The sequence below is a fragment of the Streptomyces sp. NPDC014882 genome (assembly GCF_043081325.1).
Lineage (GTDB): Bacteria > Actinomycetota > Actinomycetes > Streptomycetales > Streptomycetaceae > Streptomyces.
This window is the reverse complement of sequence record NZ_JBIBWL010000001.1, coordinates 73,535-94,461: the sequence shown is the minus strand read 5'-3', so window position 1 is coordinate 94,461 and position 20,927 is coordinate 73,535. Positions and strand designations below refer to the sequence as shown.

At 73.0% G+C, this 20,927-nt stretch carries 13 protein-coding genes; 10 read left to right on the top strand and 3 right to left on the bottom strand.

Translation table 11 applies throughout. The features are described from left to right. Nucleotides 1–3: 3 nt before the first annotated feature. From ACF09K_RS00335 to ACF09K_RS00320, 4 genes are read left to right on the top strand one after another with little or no spacing between them, the layout of a single operon-like run. Nucleotides 4–1,155, top strand: coding sequence for an ABC transporter ATP-binding protein (locus tag ACF09K_RS00335; protein ID WP_392240986.1), 1,152 nt, complete (start codon nt 4–6; stop codon nt 1,153–1,155). 1 nt (nt 1,156) lies between these two features. Beyond that, nucleotides 1,157–2,086, top strand: a complete 930-nt coding sequence (locus ACF09K_RS00330; RefSeq protein WP_392240253.1) for an ABC transporter permease — start codon at nt 1,157–1,159, stop codon at nt 2,084–2,086. After that, on the top strand, nt 2,086–2,886 hold the full coding sequence (locus ACF09K_RS00325; protein ID WP_392240252.1) for an ABC transporter permease: 801 nt from the start codon (nt 2,086–2,088) through the stop codon (nt 2,884–2,886). Before ACF09K_RS00330 ends, ACF09K_RS00325 begins: the two co-directional genes overlap by 1 nt. Nucleotides 2,887–2,937: 51 nt before the next feature. Continuing rightward, nucleotides 2,938–4,371: an NAD(P)/FAD-dependent oxidoreductase gene (locus ACF09K_RS00320; protein ID WP_392240251.1), complete on the top strand. Its 1,434-nt coding sequence runs from the start codon at nt 2,938–2,940 to the stop codon at nt 4,369–4,371. 65 nt (nt 4,372–4,436) lie between these two features. On the opposite strand, the gene ACF09K_RS00315 is transcribed toward ACF09K_RS00320, so the two are convergent. Next, on the bottom strand, nt 4,437–6,071 hold the full coding sequence (locus ACF09K_RS00315) for a PucR family transcriptional regulator (protein ID WP_392240250.1): 1,635 nt from the start codon (nt 6,069–6,071) through the stop codon (nt 4,437–4,439). 224 nt (nt 6,072–6,295) lie between these two features. After that, a complete protein-coding gene (locus tag ACF09K_RS00310) occupies nt 6,296–8,833 on the bottom strand; it encodes an ATP/GTP-binding protein (protein ID WP_392240249.1) in 2,538 nt (845 codons plus the stop codon). A gap of 267 nt (nt 8,834–9,100) precedes the next feature. On the opposite strand from ACF09K_RS00310, the gene gabT reads away from it, so the two are divergent. From gabT to ACF09K_RS00295, 3 genes are all read left to right on the top strand, one after another. Next, nucleotides 9,101–10,435 (top strand): 4-aminobutyrate--2-oxoglutarate transaminase, encoded by a 1,335-nt coding sequence (gabT, locus tag ACF09K_RS00305; protein WP_392240248.1) that lies wholly within the window; start codon nt 9,101–9,103, stop codon nt 10,433–10,435. A 685-nt stretch (nt 10,436–11,120) separates the two neighbouring features. Beyond that, a complete protein-coding gene (locus ACF09K_RS00300) occupies nt 11,121–11,789 on the top strand; it encodes a phosphatase PAP2 family protein (RefSeq protein WP_392240247.1) in 669 nt (222 codons plus the stop codon). A gap of 361 nt (nt 11,790–12,150) precedes the next feature. Then, the gene (locus ACF09K_RS00295) at nt 12,151–13,614 is read left to right on the top strand and encodes an aldehyde dehydrogenase family protein (RefSeq protein WP_392240246.1); all 1,464 of its coding nucleotides are present in this window, start codon (nt 12,151–12,153) and stop codon (nt 13,612–13,614) included. Between the two features lie 315 nt (nt 13,615–13,929). Here the strand turns inward: ACF09K_RS00295 and ACF09K_RS00290 are convergent, their stop codons facing one another. Continuing rightward, the gene (locus ACF09K_RS00290; RefSeq protein ID WP_392240245.1) at nt 13,930–16,791 is read right to left on the bottom strand and encodes a glycoside hydrolase family 3 C-terminal domain-containing protein; all 2,862 of its coding nucleotides are present in this window, start codon (nt 16,789–16,791) and stop codon (nt 13,930–13,932) included. Between the two features lie 383 nt (nt 16,792–17,174). Between ACF09K_RS00290 and ACF09K_RS00285 the strand changes: the two genes are divergently transcribed. Genes ACF09K_RS00285 through ACF09K_RS00275 form a run of 3 tightly spaced genes read left to right on the top strand, consistent with a single transcriptional unit; the run spans nt 17,175 to nt 20,865 of the window. Then, on the top strand, nt 17,175–18,863 hold the full coding sequence (locus ACF09K_RS00285) for an extracellular solute-binding protein (protein WP_392240244.1): 1,689 nt from the start codon (nt 17,175–17,177) through the stop codon (nt 18,861–18,863). Further along, nucleotides 18,863–19,942: an ABC transporter permease gene (locus ACF09K_RS00280; protein WP_392240243.1), complete on the top strand. Its 1,080-nt coding sequence runs from the start codon at nt 18,863–18,865 to the stop codon at nt 19,940–19,942. Before ACF09K_RS00285 ends, ACF09K_RS00280 begins: the two co-directional genes overlap by 1 nt. Beyond that, entirely contained in the window at nt 19,939–20,865 is a 927-nt protein-coding gene (locus ACF09K_RS00275; protein ID WP_392240242.1) for a carbohydrate ABC transporter permease, read from the top strand. The genes ACF09K_RS00280 and ACF09K_RS00275 overlap by 4 nt, the downstream gene beginning before the upstream one ends. The last annotated feature ends 62 nt before the right edge of the window (nt 20,866–20,927 follow it).

Sequence of the window (20,927 nt, the reverse complement as noted above, 5' to 3'; positions counted from 1 at the left end):
GAGATGAAGACGACGACCAACGCCGGCGGCGACGTCCGCCTCACCGGCATCAGCAAGACCTACGGCTCCTTCACCGCCGTCCACCCGCTCGACCTGACCGTCCCCCGGGGCTCGTTCTTCGCCCTGCTCGGCGCCTCCGGCTGCGGCAAGACCACCACCCTGCGCATGATCGCCGGCCTGGAGGAGCCCACCTCCGGGACCGTCCACCTCGGCGACCAGGACGTCACGGCCCTCCCGCCCCACAAGCGGCCCGTGAACACCGTCTTCCAGTCCTACGCCCTCTTCCCGCACCTCGACATCTTCGAGAACGTCGCCTTCGGCCTGCGCCGGCGCGGCATCAAGAGCGTGAAGAAGCAGGTCGAGGAGATGCTGGAACTGGTCCAGCTCGGCGAGCAGGCCCGCAAGAAACCGCACCAGCTCTCCGGCGGCCAGCAGCAGCGCGTCGCCGTGGCCCGCGCCCTCATCAACCACCCCGAGGTGCTCCTCCTCGACGAGCCCCTCGGCGCCCTCGACCTCAAGCTGCGCCGCCAGATGCAGCTGGAGCTCAAACGCATCCAGACCGAGGTCGGGATCACCTTCGTGCACGTCACGCACGACCAGGAGGAGGCCATGACCATGGCCGACACGGTCGCCGTGATGAACGCGGGCCGCGTCGAGCAGCTCGGCCCGCCCGCCGACCTGTACGAGAACCCGCGCAGCACGTTCGTCGCGAACTTCCTCGGCACCTCCAACCTCATCGAGGCCGAGGTCGACTCCGCCGGCGGCGCGGACATCGTGCTGAGGGCCGGCGGCGGCAAGCTCGTGCTGCCCGCGGCCCGCTGCGCCGCGCCGGCCACCACCGGCGGCAAGGTGCTGGTCGGCGTCCGCCCCGAGAAGATCTCCCTCACCCACGCCGACGACGCGGGCGGGATCCCGGAGGGCCGCAACCGCGTCACCGGCACGATCGCCGCCGGCTCGTTCATCGGGGTCTCCACGCAGTACGTCGTCGACAGCGCCGTCTGCCCCGGCCTCGAGGTCTACGTCCAGAACGTCGACCGCGACCCCCGGCTGGTCCCCGGCGCCGAGGTCGTCCTGCACTGGAGCCCGGCCCACACCTTCGGCCTGGACGCCGCGCAGGACATCGAGGCCGGCATCCAGGAAGAGGCGGCGGTCTGACATGGCGACGCTCACCGAGGCGCCACCGCCTCTCTCCCCGACGGCGCCCGGGAAGAAGCCGCCCCGCAGGCGCGGCCGCCTGACGCCGTACTGGCTGCTGCTGCCCGGCATGCTCTGGCTGCTGGTCTTCTTCGCGCTGCCGATGGTCTACCAGGCCTCCACGTCCGTGCAGACGGGCTCCCTCGAAGAGGGCTACAAGGTCACCTGGCACTTCGCGACCTACTGGGACGCCCTGGGCGACTACTGGCCGCAGTTCCTGCGCTCGGTCCTCTACGCGGCCGCCGCGACGGTGATGTGCCTGGTGCTGGGCTACCCGCTGGCCTACCTGATCGCCTTCCGCGCCGGCCGCTGGCGCAACCTGATCATGGTCCTGGTGATCGCGCCGTTCTTCACCAGCTTCCTGATCCGCACCCTCGCCTGGAAGACGATCCTCTCGGACGGCGGGCCCGTCGTCGGCGCCCTCGACGCGCTGCACGTGCTCGACGTGACGAGCTGGCTCGGCTGGACCTCGGGGGACCGGGTGCTGGCCACGCCGCTGGCCGTGGTCTGCGGCCTGACGTACAACTTCCTGCCGTTCATGATCCTGCCGCTCTACACCTCGCTGGAGCGCATCGACGGACGGCTGCACGAGGCGGCCGGCGACCTGTACGCCAGGCCCGTCACCGTCTTCCGCAAGGTCACCTTCCCGCTGTCGATGCCGGGCGTGGTCTCCGGCACGCTGCTGACCTTCATCCCGGCGTCCGGCGACTACGTCAACGCCGAACTCCTCGGCTCCACCGACACCCGCATGATCGGCAACGTCATCCAGACGCAGTTCCTGCGGGTGCTGGACTATCCGACGGCCGCGGCCCTCTCCTTCCTCCTCATGGCCGCGATCCTGCTCATGGTCACCTTCTACATCCGCCGGTCGGGGACGGAGGACCTGGTCTGATGCCCTTCGTCCACTGGTTCAAGAGGAATCTCGTCGTCATCGCGGGCCTGCTGACGCTCGCCTACCTGCTGCTGCCCAACGTCGTCGTCACGGTGTTCTCGTTCAACAAGCCGAAGGGGCGCTTCAACTACGCGTGGCAGCAGTTCTCCACGGACGCCTGGAAGGACCCGTGCGGGGTCTCCGGACTCTGCGGATCGCTGTCGCTCAGCCTCCAGATCGCGTTCTGGGCGACGCTCGGCGCGACCGCGCTCGGCACGGCCATCGCCTTCGCGCTCGTCCGCTACCGCTTCCGCGCGCGCGGCGCCGTGAACTCGCTGATCTTCCTGCCCATGGCCATGCCCGAGGTCGTCATGGCGGCCTCGCTGCTCACCCTGTTCCTCAACATGGGGGCGCGGCTGGGATTCTGGACGGTCCTCATCGCCCACATCATGTTCTGCCTCAGCTTCGTCGTGACGGCCGTCAAGGCCCGCGTCATGTCGATGGACCCGAGGCTGGAACAGGCGGCCCAGGACCTGTACGCCGGCCCGCTGCAGACCTTCCTGCGGGTCACCCTGCCGATCGCCGCGCCGGGCATCGCCGCGGGCGCGCTGCTCGCCTTCGCGCTCTCCTTCGACGACTTCATCATCACCAACTTCAACGCGGGCTCGACCGTCACCTTCCCCATGTTCGTCTGGGGCTCGGCACAGCGCGGGACGCCCGTCCAGATCAACGTCGTCGGCACGGCCATGTTCCTCGTCGCCGTCCTGCTCGTGCTGACCTCCATGGTCGTCACCAACCGCCGCAAGAGGCAGAAGGCCTGAACCCCGCCTGCCTCCCGTATCCGCCGAACACCCCCGTAGGGAGTTGACATCATGGCCCCGAGCGCCATGAGCCGTGACGGAGAGCACCACTGGACGGCATCGCTCGCGCAGGCGAGGCCGGTCCCGTACTGGCTGGAGGATCCGGGCAGGCCCCGTCCCGAGCCCGCCCTCACCGGCGCCACGACCTGCGACCTGCTGGTCGTCGGCGGCGGGTACAGCGGACTGTGGACCGCGCTGGTCGCCAAGGAGCGCGAACCGCAGCGGGACGTGGTGCTGCTGGAGGGCCGCGAGGTGGGCTGGGCCGCCTCCGGCCGCAACGGGGGCTTCTGCGCGGCCTCCCTCACCCACGGCCTGGCCAACGGGCTGACCCGCTGGCCGGACGAGATCCACCGGCTCGAGGAACTGGGCGCGCACAACCTCGACGAGATCGAGGCGGCGATCGCCCGGTACGGCATCGACTGCGACTTCGAGCGCACCGGCGAGATCGACGTGGCGACCGAGCCGTACCAGGCGCGCGAACTGCGCGACTGGTACGAGGAGATCGAGGGCCGGGGCCTCGCCGACGGCATCGAGTTCCTCGACGGCGACGCCGTGCGCGAGCAGGTCGCCTCGCCCACCTTCCGGGCGGGCCTGTACGACCGCCGCGGCGTGGCCATGCTCCACCCGGCCAAACTCGCGTGGGGCCTGAAGCGGGCGTGCCTGCGCCTCGGCGTCCGCGTCCACGAGCACACCCCCGCGCTGACGCTGAAGCCGTACGGCGCGGGGATGGCCGTCCGCACCCCGTACGGGCGGGTCCGCGCGCGGCAGGTCGCGCTCGGCACGAACGTCTTCCCCAGCCTGGTCAGACGGGTCCGCGCCTACACCGTGCCCGTCTACGACTACGCGCTGATGACCGAACCGCTGAGCGCCGGTCAGCTCGACGCGATCGGCTGGAAGAACCGGCAGGGCCTCGGCGACAGCGCCAACCAGTTCCACTACTTCCGGCTCTCCGCCGACAACCGCGTCCTGTGGGGCGGCTACGACGCGATCTACCCGTACGGCGGCCGGGTGCGCGCCGAGTACGACGACCGGCCGCAGACGTACGCCAAACTCGCCGGACACTTCTTCACCTGCTTCCCCCAGCTGGAGGGGCTGCGCTTCACGCACGCGTGGGGCGGCGCGATCGACACCTGCTCGCGCTTCTCGGCGTTCTTCGGCACGGCCCACCACGGCAGGGTGGCGTACGCCGCCGGCTACACCGGGCTCGGCGTGGGCGCGACCCGGTTCGGCGCCGAGGTGATGCTCGACCTGCTGGCGGGCGAGCCCACCGAGCTGACCTCGCTGGAGATGGTCCGCAGGAAGCCGCTGCCCTTCCCGCCCGAACCGTTCGCCTGGACCGGCATCGCGCTCACCAAGTGGTCGCTGGCGCGGGCGGACACGCACGGTGGCCGGCGCAACCTGTGGCTGCGGACCATGGACCGGCTCGGGCTCGGCTTCGACAGCTGACGGTCCCGCCGGCCGCCGTGCGTGTCCGCCCGCGCCCTCACGCCGGCCGCCCGTGCCGCCCGCCGCTACTCCGGTGCGGTCGCCTTGAGGGCCAGCCACAGCTCCATCCGTACGTCCGGGTCGTCCAGGGAGCGGCCCAGGATCTCCTCGACGCGGCGCATGCGGTAGCGGAGGGTGTGGCGGTGGACGCCCAGGTCGGCCGCCGCGGCGTCCCACTGGCCGTGGCGGGAGAGCCAGGCGCGCAGGGAGGCCACCAGGTCGCCCCGGCCCGTCGCGTCGTGCTCGTGCAGGGCCCGCAGCAGACCGTCGGCGAAGGCCTTCACCGCGTCGTCCGCGAGGAGCGGCAGGACCGAGCCCGCCGCGAGCCGCTCGTGCTCCACGAGGACCCGCCCCCGGCGCCGCGCCACCGACAGCGCCTGCTCGGCCTGCTTGTACGCGGCCGCCGCGGCGATCGGACCGGCCGGTGCGGACAGGCCGACGACCAGGTCGTCCTCCTCGCCCTCCGACCCGGAGGCGCGCGCGTCCTCCAGCGCCGTCCCGTACGAGACGGCGGCCGCGACCGCCGCGCCCCCGTCGGCGGCCAGCACCACCAGCCGCTCGCCCTCGGGCACCACCAGCACGGTCTCCCCGGAGCGGGCGGCCGCCGTCTCCACGACCTCGACGAGCCGGCCCAGCGGGTCCCCGGCCCGGTCGGCGGCGCCGGACGCGCGCGCGTGCGGGGACGCGTCGGCGTGGGCCCGCGCCGACGCCGGCTCGTCGGCCACCAGGACCCGGAACGGAGCGTCCAGCAGGCCGCCGTACAGGTCACCGGCGACGGCCCGCGCGTGGTCCGGCTCGCCCGCCAGCAGCATGCGCAGCACCGCCACCCCGATCCGCTGCTCCGCCGCCTGGAACGAGCGGGAGCGTTCCGTGGTGAGGGTCAGCAGGGCGATCGCCGAGTGGACCGCGTAACGCTCCGCCGTGCCGAGCGTCGACGCCGTGCCGACCGCGAGGGAGGCCCGCGGGCGGCGGCCGGTGCCCAGGGAGTGCAGTTCGACCCGGTCGTCGTGGTCGGAGTGCCCGGGCCCGCCGACCACCGCCGAGGCCGGCGCCGGCCGCTCCCGCAGCCGCTCCACGTCCGCCGTGAACCGCGCGGCCCGCCGCCCCGCCCACTCCGGCGCGCTCGCGACGACGGCCCCCGAGGCGTCGTAGAGCGCGGCCCAGCCGTCGACCTGGGAGGCGAGCGCGGCGAGCAGCCCCTCCGGGCCGTCCGTCAGCGCCTGCCGGGTCAGCTCCCGCTGGGCCGCGAAACCGGCCGTCACCGCGCGGTACTGGTCGGCCGCCATCGCCGCCGACACCTCCTTGCTGATGGCGAGGAACGGCGTGCGCCGGGGCACCTCCAGCAGGGGCAGCCCCTCCTCCTCGGCCGCGTCCACGAGAGCCTTCGGGATCTCCTCGTAGTTGACGCCGACGGCGAAGCCGAGCCCGACCACCCCGGCCCCGGCCAGCCGCCGCACGTAGCGCCGCATCGCCTCCGGATCCTCCGCGTCCAGCTTCAGCGCGGTGATCAGCAGCAGCTCCCCGCCCTCCATGTACGGCACGGGGTCGGCGAGTTCGCTGACGTGCGCCCAGCGCACCGGTACGTCCAGGCGGTCCCCGCCCGCCCGCACGGTCAGTTTCAGCGCGGAGTGGTGGACGAGCGAGGCGAGCGTGGGCGGCATGGGACCTTCAGGTCTGGGGCGGACGCGGGGGCGGTCGACCGGGTGATCTCTTGGCCGCTTCGTATGAAGCGGTCATGTCGATTCTGCCTCACTGGAGGGGTGTCCCGCGCCTCCTTCCGGCCGCGTGCACCTGCTCGGCCGCGTGCACCTGCTCGGCCGTGCGGACCTGCTCGGCCGCGCGGATCCGTCCGGCCGTACCGGCCCGCCCGGCCGCGCGGACCGGCTCAGCCGCGCAGGTCCACCAGCAGCGGCGGCGCGTGCTCACCCCCGACGGTGGTCAGGGACAGCACCGCGTGCCCCGGCGGCACCTCGTGCGCCAGCTGCGACGCCGACCACCGCTCCCGTTCCACCTGGCGCACGGTCACCGCGTCCGTGGTCACGGCCTTGCCGGTGACCAGCTTCCGCAGGGCGTGCAGGGCCCGGGTCATCGGCTGGTCGGCGAAGACGGTGTGCCGGGCGACCTCCGTCGTCTCCACCCACTCGGTGCCCCAGGCCTGCGCGAACCGGCTGCCGTCCCAGGTGGTGATCCCGCAGAACGCCATCCGGCAGCCGACGGCCCCGTACAGCGGGCCGTGCAGGGCCTCCGGGACGTCGGCGACCGTGCGCAGCGACAGCAGCACGCCCGCGTTCTGCGAGCGCAGCCGCTGGATGCGGCGCACCGACCCGGCGGTCACCGCGCCCGTCGCGTCGTCGAGGACCAGGGCGGCGAAGTGCGTGCGCCCCGCCTCCCGCACGACCGCGTGGAACTGGGCGAGGACCAGCCGCGTGATCAGCCGGCCGGCCTCCTCGTGGCCGCGCTCGGGCAGGTCCACGCGCACCCGCAGCGGATGGTGGGCGACGGCCCGCAGGGAGAACGCCCGGTGCGACCCGCTCCCCGCCCCACCGGCCCCGCCCGCCTCGCCGCTCCCGCCGAGGAACCCGGCGAACACCGGCCGGTTCAGCAGCGCCAGCCGGTCGGCGAGGGCCCGGCCCGGGTCGCCGGGCGCGCCCGCCTGCCGGACGCGCGCGTCCAGCTCGCGGCGCATGACCTCGTCCCCGGCCACGGCCTCGCGCAGCGCGGACAGCGCCGTCGGCTCGCCCTCCAGCAGCTCGCGCAGGACCGGCAGTGCGGGGAAGCGGCCGTGCACGGCCCGGTAGGGGCCGAGGAGCTGGGCGAGGGCGGTGGCCGCGCCCTGGGCGGCCACCGTGTCGAGGTCGCCCACCAGCGCCTCGGCGAGGACGGCGGCGGCCTCGTCGGCGTCGTCGGACTCCGCGTACGGGTCGAGGTCGTGCACCGACGCGGGGTCCCCGATCCGGACGATCACGTCGAAGGCGGAGTCCACGGCGAGCGGGCTCCCGGCCGAGGAGACGGCGACGAGCGCGCACGACCCGGTGAGCGCCTGGAGTGCCAGCGCCTCGACGACCGGCTCCACCAGCGTCCGCGTCTTGCCCGAGCCGGACGGGCCGACCGCGAGCAGCGAGGTGCCCAGCACGTCCGGGCCGAGCGCGGCGCCCGCGTCGTGGTAGGCCGCCGGGGCGCGCTCGGCGGCCACCCACCGCCCGATGCGCACCTGGTGCGCGAGCAGGTCGTGGCGGCCGGTGCGCCGCGGCAGGTCGCGGGAGCCGGAGGGGTGGGTCCAGGCGGCCCCGGCCTGCCGCAGCACGGTCTCGCGGAAGTCCGGACGGCCCGTCGTCCACGCGCGCGTGACGCGCGCGCAGTCGACGTCGTTCATCCGCCCGGCCGCGACCTCGGCGGTCAGCACGTCGGCCGCCTCGTGCTGCCCGGCGTCCCGCAGCCCGGGCCACTCGGCACGCGGCCGTTCGACGGGAACGGGCGCCCGGGGGCCGGCGGCCGCGCGCCGGGCGGCGAGGCGTTCCTTCGCGTACGGCCACCAGCCGCCGACCCGCGCGAACGGCCACACCACGAGCAGGGTGATCACGGCGTACAGCGTGTCGGTGAACAGCCGGGAGGCGAACAGGTCGTAGCCGCCGGCGATCAGGGCGACCAGGGAGAACAACGGGTCGACGACGGGCAGCGCGTCCCAGCCCACTCCCGGGAAGGCGCTCGGGAACACGAAGCTCAGCGCGACCAGGGCGCCCAGCAGACCGAGCAGCGCCCGCGCGGGCTGCGGCCGACGGCCGACGAAGTGGCGCACGACGTCGGGCCAGCTGCCCAGCCGCCCCATGGCGTACACCAGGACGGCGAAGAACACGCCGTCGTACACCACCCGGGCCTCGGCGCCCTCCATGGTCTTCGGCGAGGCGAGCGTGCCGCCCCACCACCAGTCGTCCGGGGTGAACAGCCGCAACGGCGCGAACTGGTACGGCAGGCCGCCCCGGCGCCACAGCGACCACAGCACCAGCGCCACCACGAGCGGGATCAGCAGGCCGACGACGGTGACGGGCGCGAGCCGCTCGCTCGCCCGCGCGCCCTTCGGCAGCCGGTACCCGAACCGCCAGATGCCCGGCCGGGCGGCCGCCCGGGGCTCGTCCAGCCACGCCGCGACCGCGGAGGCGGGCCCGGCGCCCGGCGTCCCGGTGCCCGGCCCTCCAGCGCCCGGCCCCTCGGCGTGCGGCACCGGCGGTCCGGCGGCGGGCAGGGGGGGAGCGCCGGCGGGCAGCGGCGGTGCCTCGCCCGGCCGGGGCGGCGCCGGCACACCGGGAGGAGCGGCGGGGCGCTCCGGCACACCGGGGGGACCGGCGGGTCGCTCCGGCGGTACCGCCGGGTGCGGTACGGGACGCGCGTGCGTGCCCCGCGTGTCGTGGGTCCCGTCGCTGTCCATCGCCCCTGCCCCCTGACCGGCCGCCGCGTCCACCATCGCCGGTCAATCTAACGCCCCCGCCTGGGGAGTTCACCGCTCACGCGGCCGGGCGCCGGCGGCGGACCCCCGAGCGGCTATGTCCACGGCGGACAACGGGAGCTGCCGACAACGCCCACATGGAGCATGCCCGCACCCCCCTGCCCGGCCTAACCTGCGGGAAAAGGACCTGTGCGTCCGTGCGGACGCACCCCGGTACGCCCGGTACGCAAGATCATCAGGGAGCCCCCCATGACCGCACTTCCGCAGGAGCGCCGCGTCGTCACCGCCATCCCCGGCCCGAAGTCGCAGGAGCTTCAGGCCCGTCGCGTGGCCACGGTCGCGCAGGGCGTGGGCTCCGTGCTGCCGGTGTTCACCGCGCGCGCGGGCGGCGGCATCATCGAGGACGTCGACGGCAACCGCCTGATCGACTTCGGCTCCGGTATCGCGGTGACCAGCGTCGGCGCCTCCGCCGAGGCCGTCGTGCGCCGGGCCGCCGCGCAGCTCGCCGACTTCACCCACACCTGTTTCATGGTCACCCCCTACGAGGGCTACGTCGAGGTCGCCGAGGCCCTCGCCGAGCTGACCCCGGGCGACCACGCCAAGAAGTCCGCGCTGTTCAACAGCGGCGCCGAGGCCGTCGAGAACGCCGTCAAGATCGCCCGCGCGTACACCAGGCGCCAGGCGGTCGTCGTCTTCGACCACGGCTACCACGGCCGCACCAACCTGACGATGGCGCTGACCGCGAAGAACATGCCGTACAAGCACGGCTTCGGCCCGTTCGCGCCCGAGGTCTACCGGGTGCCGGTGGCCTACGGCTACCGCTGGCCGACCGGTGCCGAGAACGCCGGCCCCGAGGCCGCCGCGCAGGCCGTCGACCAGATCTCCAAGCAGGTCGGCGCGGACAACGTGGCCGCCATCATCATCGAGCCGGTGCTCGGCGAGGGCGGTTTCATCGAGCCCGCGAAGGGCTTCCTGCCCGCGATCCGCCAGTTCGCCGCCGACAACGGCATCGTCTTCGTCGCCGACGAGATCCAGTCCGGCTTCTGCCGCACCGGCCAGTGGTTCGCCTGCGAGGACGAGGGCATCGTCCCCGACCTGATCACCACCGCCAAGGGCATCGCCGGCGGTCTGCCGCTCGCCGCCGTCACCGGCCGTGCCGAGATCATGGACGCCGCCCACGCGGGTGGCCTCGGCGGCACCTACGGCGGCAACCCGGTCGCCTGCGCCGGCGCGCTCGGCTCCATCGAGACGATGAAGGAGCTGGACCTCAACGCGAGGGCGAAGCGGATCGAGGAGGTCATGAAGGGCCGCCTGACCGCCATGCAGGAGAAGTTCGACGTCATCGGCGACGTGCGCGGCCGCGGCGCGATGATCGCCGTCGAGCTGGTCAAGGACCGCACGACGAAGGAGCCGGACCCCGAGGCGACCGCCGCGCTCGCCAAGGCCTGCCACCAGGAGGGCCTGCTGGTCCTGACCTGCGGCACCTACGGCAACGTGCTGCGCTTCCTGCCGCCGCTGGTGATCGGCGAGGACCTGCTGAACGAGGGCCTCGACATCATCGAGCAGGCCTTCGCCGGCGTCTGATCGGCCCGCCGCCCTCCCCGTCCGGGAGGGCTTCCGCCCCCGTCCGGGAGGGCTTCCGCCCCCGTCCGGGAGGGCCGCCGCCCGTGTCCGGGCGGGTCCTGTGCGTCCGGTCCGGGAGCCACGGAATTCCGGGCCGGGCAGAGCGTGTGAAGAAGGTGTGCGAGGTGGATGGCGGGAGGGGGATCCGTCTGTCGCCCCGCCGGTCACTGCCGTAGGTTCTCCCCAGATGAGAGATACACCCCGCCCACAGGGGACTGTGGGCGAACCCGGGACGGGGCCTCCCCGGCTTCGACCTGGTCGTGCCTCGCGCACACGACCGGAGCCTCGCGCTTCGGATCTCCTCACCGATCGGACGGTCGCCCGCCCCAGACCCCCCGGGGCGCGCGGCATCCCGATCCGGACGGCCACCCCGGAACCATCCCCCCCGTTCCGGGGTGGCCGACCTCCTTCCCGGACTTCCCCGACTTTCCCGACTACGGGTAAGTCTCGGATCTCTGAACCTCTCTGACATCTCTGACATCTCTGACTTCTCGGGCGGAGAGCCTCCGGGCGTCGACCCCGAGCATGGACCCCGGTGCACGCCCGGGGTCCTTTTTCCGCCCCTCTTCCGTTCCGCCCCTCCTCCGCCCCGCCCCGGATCCGGCGGCCGCACCGGACCGGCGCCCGCCCTGACAAGCTGGGGCCCATGTCGACCCGCTCCCGCCCCGGGGCCGAGGGCGCCGCGGCGCCGCCGGCCCCCGGACGCGCCGCCCGGGGCACGCTGCTGTTCGGCCTGCCCGCGCTCCTGCTCGCCCTGATCACCTGGCAGGTCGCCGCCGAGGGCCCCCTGCTGGACCTGGACGCGCGCCTGAGCCGGGCTCTCGTCCACCCCGACCGGGCCGCCGAATTGCTGGCCGACCTGGGCGACGTGCGGGTCGCGGTGCCGGTGCTGGTGCTGGTCGCCGGGTACGCCGCCCGGCGGGCGCGGTCCGCGGGCGTGCCGCGGTGGTGGCTGCCGTCCCTCGCCGGGGCGCTGCTGATGGTGCTGGTGCCGCTGGTCGTCGTACCGCTGAAGGAGTGGACGGACCGGCCGGGCACGCCCGCGGTGCCGCCGGCCACCGGGTACTACCCCTCCGGGCACACCGCGACGGCGGCCGTGGCCTACGGCGCGGCCGTGCTCGTCCTGCTGCCCCGGCTCGTCTCCCGGCCGGCCCGCCGGACGGTCGCCGCCACGGCCGTCGTCCTGGTCGCGGCCGTCTCCTTCGGCCTGGTGCGGCGGGGCTACCACTGGCCCCTGGACGTGGTGGCGAGCTGGTGCCTGGGCGTGCTGCTGCTGGGGGCGCTGTGGCTGGCCCTGCGGCGGATCGCGCGCTAGGGCGTGTTTCGAAAGTCCCGTCTGCCCGGCGACGCCTGGCACGCACGCTCGCCGCGTTGTCGGGATCACCCCGATACAACCAGTATCGGGGCGACCCTCCGCCTTGCGATCGCACGCACCAGACGCCGCCGGGCCTGCCCTTCGGGCAGACGACGCTACTTTCGCAACACGCCCTAGTGGGCCGTGCCGGACCACGGCCGGATCGCCGCCGGATCCCGTCCGACCCGTGCCGACCTCGCCAAAGAGGCGTACCCGCGGCCCCCACCACTACGACTCGGACAAGCGACCCCTTGCCCCCGCGCCCCTACCGTGGACCGGGAAAAGCCAGCACACCTCATTACGCGGAAGGGCCGGGACTCACATGCCCCAGGAAAAGAACGCGGGGGTCACCCACGCCTTCTGGCTCGCCGGTCGCCAGGTCACCGGCGAGGACAGCTTCGACGTCGCCTCCCCGTGGGACGGCCGTCTCGTCGGCAGGGTCAGCGTGCCGACCGACGCGCAGGTCGAGGAGGCCGTGGCCGCCGCGTACGCCGTGCGGGACGAGTTCGCCGCCACCCCGGCGCACGTCCGCGCCGCCGCCCTCGATCACGTCAGCAAGCGGCTCGCCGAGCGCACCGAGGAGATCGCCCGGCTGATCTCCGGCGAGAACGGCAAGCCGATCAAGTGGGCGCGGGGCGAGGTCGGCCGGGCGGTGTCCGTGTTCCGGTTCGCCGCCGAGGAGGCCCGCCGGTTCAACGGCGGCGAGGCCCAGCGGCTCGACACCGACGCCGGCGGTGAGGGCCGCCTCGCCCTCACCCGGCGCTTCCCCAAGGGGGTCGTGCTCGGCATCGCGCCGTTCAACTTCCCGCTGAACCTGTGCGCCCACAAGGTCGCCCCGGCCATCGCGGCCGGCGCGCCGATCATCCTGAAGCCGGCCCCGGCCACCCCGCTCTCCGGCCTGATCCTCGGTGAGCTGCTCGCCGAGACCGGCCTGCCCGCCGGCTCGTGGAGCATCCTGCCGGTCTCCAACGACCGCATGTCCGCCCTCGTCCAGGACGAGCGGCTGCCGGTGATCTCCTTCACCGGCTCCGAGAAGGTCGGCTACGCGATCATGGACTCGGTGCCGCGCAAGCACTGCACCCTGGAGCTGGGCGGCAACGGCGCGGCCGTCGTCCTCGGCGACTTCGCGAGCGACGCCGACCTCGACCGGGCCGCGACCCGCATCGCCACCTTCTCCAACTACCAGGGCGGCCAGTCCTGCATCTCGGTGCAGCGGGTCATCGCCGACGCCTCCGTGTACGACCGGCTGCTGCCGCGCATCGTCGCCGCCGTCGAGGCCCAGGTCACCGGTGACCCCTCCGACGACCGGACCGACGTCGGCCCGCTGGTCAGCGAGGAGGCGGCCAAGCGCGTCGAGACCTGGGTGGACGAGGCGGTCGCGGCGGGTGCCGCCCTCCTCGCGGGCGGCAAGCGCGAGGGCGCCTCCTACGCGCCGACCGTCCTCGCCGACGTGCCGGCGGACACCACCCTCGCCTGCGAGGAGGTCTTCGGACCGGTCCTCACCGTGCGCAAGGTGGACGGCGAGGCCGAGGCCTTCGCCGCCGTCAACGACTCCAAGTACGGCCTCCAGGCGGGCGTGTTCACGCACGACCTCCAGGCCGCCTTCCGCGCCCACCGGGCGCTGGAGGTCGGCGGCGTGATCATCGGCGACGTACCCTCCTACCGCGCCGACCAGATGCCGTACGGCGGCGCCAAGCAGTCCGGCGTGGGCCGCGAGGGCGTGCGGTTCGCGATGGACGACTACACCTACGAGCGCGTGCTGGTCCTCACCGGTCTCGCCCTCTGACGTGCTCGGCAGGCTCTGACGTGTTCCGGAAGGGGCCCGGCACCGATCCCCGTCGGTGCCGGGCCCCTCAGGACCTGCCCGGCGGATCATGTCGGAGACGCGGGGTCCGGCACGCCCTCCCCCAGAGGGGTGCCCCCAGCGGCGTTGTCGTCGGTTGCCGACTCCCCCACGCTCGGCTGCGTTCGCGCGGGGGGACCTCCATCGCGTCGACGCCCTCCTCCGCCTTGCAGCCGAACGCACCGGACCCCACTCACCTCGGCTCCAAGGCGCCGTAGGTTTCCTCCGACTTGATCCGCCGGACAGGCCCTGGTCGCGTCAGCCGTCCCCGGACCCTCGACCGGAGAAGCCGACGAGCGCGAGCCGCAGCGGGCCGCGCAGCCCGATGCGCAGGTCGTGGACGCCCTCGGCGGTGAAGGGGGCGTCCAGCGTGGTGTAGGCGTACGGCCCCGGCGTGGGCGTGCCGAGGGCCAGCGTCACCGGCGGTCCGCCGGCCGGTGAGACCTCCACCGTGCCGGCGCCCGCCACCTCCAGCGTGACGCCCGTGACGCCGTCGCCGAAGTCGCAGGCACGGTAGAGCAGTTCGGCCGTACCGTCCGCCGCGGGCGTCACCGCGTCGCCCGCCGCCTTCGTGCGGTCCACGATCTCCGCGCCGCTCTGCTCGTCGAAGTCGACGGCGGCCAGCCCGTCGCGCAGGACCGGGCGGGGGGCGGCCGCGTCGCCGTCCAGTGTCACCGTCGTCCGCAGCCGCACGTCCTCGCTGGACGCGCCGGCCAGCAGCTCGTACGCCCCCGGTTCGCGGCGCCAGCCGCCCCGCGCCACGTCCCAGAACGCGAACGCGGACAGCGGGACCTCGAAGGACAGCTCCGTCCGCGCGCCGGGCTCCAGCGTGACCCGGCGGTGGGCCAGCAGCTCGCGCCGGGGGCGGGTGACCGACGGGTCCACCGCTCGTGCGTAGAGCTGGGCCACCTCGTCGGCGGTCACCTCGCCGGTGTTGGTCACGGTGAAGGAGACCCGCACCGATTCCTCCCCGGCCCGCACCGCCAGGCCGTCGTACCCGAACGAGGCGTACGACAGGCCGTGCCCGAACGGGAACAAGGGGGTGCCCTCGAAGTAGAGGTACGTCTGGCGGGCGCCGATCACGTCGTAGTCCAGCAGGTCGGGCAGGTCCGCGTCGTCCGCGTACCAGGTCTGCGGGAGCCGGCCGGCGGGGGAGACGTCACCGGCCAGCACCCGGGCCAGGGCGGTGCCCGCGGCCTGCCCGCCGTGCGCCGTCCACAGCACCGCGGAGAGGTCCTCCGGCTCGATCGCGTACGGGTACGCCGAGACCAGCGCCAGCACCGTCCGCGGGTTCGCGGTCCGGGCCGCCTCCAGCAGCCGCTCCTGGTGGGCGGGCAGCCGCAGCGTCGCGCGGTCCTCGGTCTCGCGGCCGTTGATGTGCGGGTCGTTGCCCGCCACCACCACGACCACGTCCGCCGCGGCCGCCGCCCGCGCCACCGCCTCCGCGCCGCGCTCGGTGACGACCAGGCCGAACACCTCGGGATCCCCGTCGGCGGCGTCGGCAACCTTGACGCCGTCGGCGGCGACCCGGACGTGGCGACCCGTGCCGAGATGCCGCAGGAGGTGACCGTCGCCATGGGGTTCCAGGCGGAACGTCTCCTGCACCACCCAGCCGCCGGGCTGCTCCGCGGAGGCGCGCAGGAAGCCGTCCTCGGCGACCGAGAGGTAGTGGCCGTCGGGGGCGCGCAGGGTGAGCACGTCCCCGCCCCAGTCGACCAGGGCGAACTCGGTGCCCTCGGGGCCGGCGGTGAGCGGGGGCAGGTCGGTGCGGCCCGCGAGCAGCGCCGGGTCCAGGGCGCCCTCGGCGCCGCGCGTCCCGGTGGCGGACCCGGGGGCGTCCGGCACGGTGAGGAACGTTCCGGCGGCGGTCCGCAGCCGGACCCGGTCCACGCCCTCCGCGAACTCCACCCGCTCCGCGCCGAACCGCTCGTACAGCCCGTCCAGGGGAGTGGAGCGGTGGATCAGGGTGCCGCTGTACCAGTCGAGCTTGCACTCGTCGGCGAGCAGGCCGACCACCGCGATCCGGGTGTCCGCCGCCAGCGGCAGCACCCCGTCGTTGCGCAGCAGCACCACCGCCTGCTCGGCGGCCTCCCGGGCGAGGGCGCGGTGGGCCGGGGTGTCGAACGCGCCGGTGCCCGCGTGCGGGTCGTACTCCGGGTCGAACTCGCCCAGCCGGAACCGCACCGAGAGCTGGCGGCGGACCGCCGCGTCGATGTCCGCCTCGGTCAGCAGCCCCCGCTCGTACGCGCCCGTGACCCGCTCGACGATCTTCGAGCCGTCGGTGCCGTGGTCAGTGAAGCTGTCCACGCCGGCGGTCAGCGAGGCCGCCGTCGCCTCCTCGTGGGTGTCGAAGTAGTGCTCGGAGTCGACCAGGTTGGAGGGTGCGCCCGCGTCCGAGCAGACCAGCAGCTCCTGCTCGGTCCAGGCCCGCAACTGCTCGCGCAGATACGGCGAGACGTGGTTGGGACGCCCGTTGACCAGGTTGTACGCGGGCATCACCCCGGCCACCGCGCCCGCCTCGACCGTGTCGCGGAAGGCCCGCAGGTCGTACTCGTGCAGCACGCGCGGGCGGACCGAGGACGAGGTGACGTCCCGGCCCGTCTCGTTGTTGTGGGCCAGCCAGTGCTTGAGCACCGGGGCCGTGCGCCAGTAGACCGGATGGTCGCCGCGCAGGCCGCGGGTGTAGGCGGTGGCGACGGCGGAGGTGAGCCGCGGGTCCTCGGAGTAGCCCTCCTCGTTGCGGCCCCACAGGGGGTGGCGCAGCAGGTTGACGGTGGGTGCCCAGACGTTGAGGCCGATCCGCTCGTCGCGGGCGCGCATCGCGCGGACCTCCTGGGACACCGCCTCGCCCACCCGCCGCACCAGGTCCTCGTTCCAGGTCGCGCCCAGCCCCACGGCCTGCGGGAACACCGTCGCCGGGCCCATCCACGCCACCCCGTGCAGCGCCTCCTGGCCGGTGCGGAAGGCACCGATGCCGAGCCGTTCCACGGCGGGTGCGAACTGGTGCAGGAAGGAGATCTTCTCCTGGAGGGTCAGGCGCGACAGCAGATCGTCGATGCGCTTCGCGAACGGCAGGCGCGAGTCGCGGAACGGCGGGGCGGGCGGCGTGGATGCGGTCACGTGGGGTTCCCTTTGCGATGGAGCGGGAAGACGCTTTCGAAGCGCTTCGATGCTCATTCGGCCCCGGGGCGGGTGTCAAGGGACCCGGCGGCAACAAGTGGGACTCGTGGTCGTCATTTCAAGCCGGGTATGAGCGCGGACCGATCCCGGACGGCTCGGAGGAATCTTGGGAGCGACCCTTGTGCGCCCCCATGCCTTCACTTAACCTCACTGCAACATCGAAGCGCTTCGACGATTCTTCGACGGTGCGGAGCCACCGCTCCCGGGCGGACAGCCCTCCGACGACCGGGGAACGGGGCGCTTCAGCTCAGCCAGTTCCACTCGAGACACCGCAGCCGACGGCCACCGCCGGGTGTCCTGGTGCGCCATGAAGGGTTGACGCAATGACGCCGAACGCCGCTTCCCCCTCCTCAGGTCCTTCCGGACCCAGCCGGAGAAGCTTCCTCGCCTCCACGGCGGTCGCCACAGCGGCGGTGGCCGGAGGGATGCCGCTGCTCGCAGCCTGCGGCGGGTCGGACAGCGGCTCGAAGGAGGGCGCCACCTCGGGGAAGGCCGCGGACAAGCTGCTCCCGGCGTTCGTCGCCAGCACGGTCGCCAGGCCGGACCTGCCGTCGAAGAACGGTTCGGCGGCCGGCTACACCGGCAAGGTCGACCTCACGGCGCTCGCCACGTCGGTCCCGGAGAAGCTCGGCACCGGCGCGCCCATCAAGATCATGTCGCCGTTCTGGGGCTCTCCGCCGAAGCCCGACTGCGCCTACTACAAGGCGCTCGACGCCGCGGCGGGCACCAAGGTCACCTGGCAGAACCAGGACGGCAACACCTACGGCCAGAAGCTCGGCGCCGTCCTCGCCTCCAGCTCCATACCCGACATGGTGGTCGTGCCCGGCTGGGAGCTGGTCGGCAAGATCGCGAACGCGGTCACCGCGAAGTTCATGGACCTCGGCCCCTACCTGGCGGGCGACAAGGTCAAGAAGTACCCGAACCTGGCCGCCATCCCCTCCGACGCCTGGCGCATGGGCATCTTCGGCGGCGCGCTGCGCGGCATCCCGATGCCCACCGCCGACGCGACCTTCATCGTGCCCTACTACCGCAAGGACCTCTTCGACAAGAAGGGCTACTCCGTACCGAAGTCGCCCGACGAGTTCCTCGGCTGGGCCAAGGAGGCCACCAGCGCCAAGGCGAAGGTGTACGCCTGCGGCGACATGTCCTGGACCGCCTTCAACGTCTTCGGCGTCCGCTCCTCCGGGGCGCTCGGCTGGGACATGGGGGCGGACGGCAAGGTGACCTACCGCATCGAGCAGCCCGAGTACCTCGAGGCCCTGGAATGGACCCGCAAGCTGTTCGACGCCGGTGTGGTGCACCCCGACGACAGGGCGCGCTCGGGTGACGCGGGCCAGCGGTTCACCGCCGGACAGATCCTGGTCTACAACAACGACATGTCCGCCTGGTACGGCAAGACCGCCGAACAGGCCGCGGCGAACCCGGACTTCGAGCTCGACGCCATGGACATCTTCGGCCCCGACGGCGGCGCCCCGAAGCTGCACGCCTCCCAGCCGGCCAACATCTGGTCGCTGATCCGCAAGGGCGCCTCGAAGACCACCGTGGAGAACGCGCTGGCCGCCGCCGACTTCGCCGCCGCCCCCTACGGCACCAAGGAGCGCATGCTCGTCGACTACGGCGTCGAGGGCACCCACTACTCGGTCGAGGGCGGCGTCCCGGTCAAGACCGACCAGGGCAACTCCGAGGTCATCAACGCCTGGGTGATGCTGGCGGCGCCCGCCGCCTACTTCGCCCACCCCGACCACCCCGACATCGCCCGCAAGCAGGTCGAGTGGCAGCAGCGGATGGGCGCCTTCGCGAAGAAGACGTCCACGTACGGCATGAACATCGTGGAGCCCTCCCGCTACGCGAACCTCTCCAGCCAGTTCGAGCAGCTGGAGATCGACTACGTCCGCGGCAACAAGAAGCTGTCCGACGTCCAGCAGGCCATCTCCACGTGGAAGTCCTCCGGCGGCGACAAGCTGCGCGACTGGTACAAGGAGCTCATCGACAAGAACGGCAGCGGCAACTGATGTCTCTCACGGCCGGGAGCAGGCCCGACGGGACTCGTCCCCCCGCGGCCGTCGAGGAGCCGGCGGCCGCGGTCGCCACCGCGGTGGCGAAGCGCCGGGTGCCGGGCAGGACCGGCAGGGCGGACGGGACCGGCAAGGCGGGCAGGGCGGGCAAGGTCCCCTGGCGGATCCGGCTGCGCCGCGACCGCACGCTCATCCTGATGACGCTCCCCGTCATCGTCCTGCTCCTGATCTTCAACTACGTCCCGCTGCTCGGCAACGTCGTCGCCTTCCAGGACTACGACCCGTACGTCTCCAGCAACGGCGTCACGGCGATCTTCCACAGCCCGTGGGTCGGTGCGGAGCAGTTCTCGCGGATGGTCGACGACCCGCTGTTCTGGGACGCCACGAAGAACACCATCGTGCTGTTCCTGCTGCAACTGGTGCTCTACTTCCCGATCCCCGTCGCCCTCGCGCTGCTCATCAACAGCGTGATCCGGCCCCGGGTCCGGGCCGTCGCGCAGGCGATCATGTACCTGCCGCACTTCTTCTCGTGGGTCCTCGTGGTCACCGTCTTCCAGCAGATCTTCGGAGGCGCGGGCATCATCGCGCAGACCCTCGAGGACCACGGGTGGAGCGGCTTCGACCTGATGACCGACGCGGACCTGTTCAAGTACCTGGTCACCGCGCAGGCCGTGTGGAAGGACGCGGGCTGGGGGATCATCGTCTTCCTCGCCGCGCTGGCCGCCGTCAGCACCGACCTGTACGAGGCCGCGGCGATGGACGGCGCGGGACGCTGGCGCCGCATGTGGCACGTGACGCTGCCGGCGCTGCGCCCGGTGATCGCGCTGCTGCTGGTCCTGCGGGTGGGCGACGCGCTGAGCGTCGGCTTCGAGCAGTTCCTGCTCCAGCGGGACGCGGTCGGCGTCGGGGCCAGCGAGGTCCTCGACACCTACGTGTGGAACATGGGTATCCAGAACGGCGACTTCAGCTACGCGGCCGCGGTCGGCCTCGTCAAGGGAGCCATCGGCATCTGCCTCGTCCTGGGCGCGAACAAGTTCGCGCACCTGCTCGGCGAGCAGGGGGTGTACAAGAAGTGAGCCTCAACACGCAGCTCGTCCGCAGCCTCAAGGCTCCCGCCCGCCCCGTGTGGGAGGAGCCGCCCGGCAGGGCCGGACTCACCGCGAAGGGCGGCTTCCTGGTCCTGTGCTGCCTGGCGGTCCTCGGTCCGCTGTGGATCGTGATCGTCACCAGCCTCTCCCCGAAACCCGTGATCGACCGGGTCGGCGGCCTCGTCGTGATCCCCCAGGGCATCACCTTCGTCAACTACACGGAACTGCTCAGCGGCGGCCAGGTGAGCCGGGCCATCATGGTCTCCGTCGGGGTCACGCTCTTCGGCACGCTGTTCTCGATGACGGTGTCCGTGCTCGCGGCCTACGGCCTGTCCCGGCCGGGCAGCCTGGGGCACCGGTTCTTCCTCATGACCATGATGGCGACCATGTTCTTCGGGGCCGGCCTCATTCCGACGTACCTCCTGGTGCAGACGCTGGGCCTCACCGACACCTACCTGTCCCTGGTCCTGCCGAGCGCCGTCAGCGTCTTCAACATCCTCGTCCTGCGCGCCTTCTTCATGGGGATCTCACCCGAACTCACGGAGTCCGCCCGCATCGACGGGGCCGGCGACCTGCGCATCCTGCTGACCATCGTCATGCCGCTGTCACGGGCGGTGCTGGCCGTCATCTCGCTGTTCTACGCGGTCGGTTACTGGAGCGCCTGGTTCAACGCCTCCATCTACCTCTCCGACCAGCAGATGATGCCGCTGCAGAACGTGCTCATCCAGTTGGTCCAGAAGAACAGCGAGGCGCCCACAGGCCTCCAGCAGGCGGTCCGTACCGGCGAGTTGTCCGCCCTGGGACTCCAGATGGCCGTCATGGTCCTGGCCCTGATCCCCGTAGCGGTCGCCTCCCCCTTCGTCCAGCGGCACTTCAAGAAGGGGATGCTGACGGGCGCGGTGAAGGGCTGAGAGCGGCTCCGCCGGCCGCGCGGGTCGCGAGCCCCGCCGCCCGCGGCAGGCAGCCGCCCTCG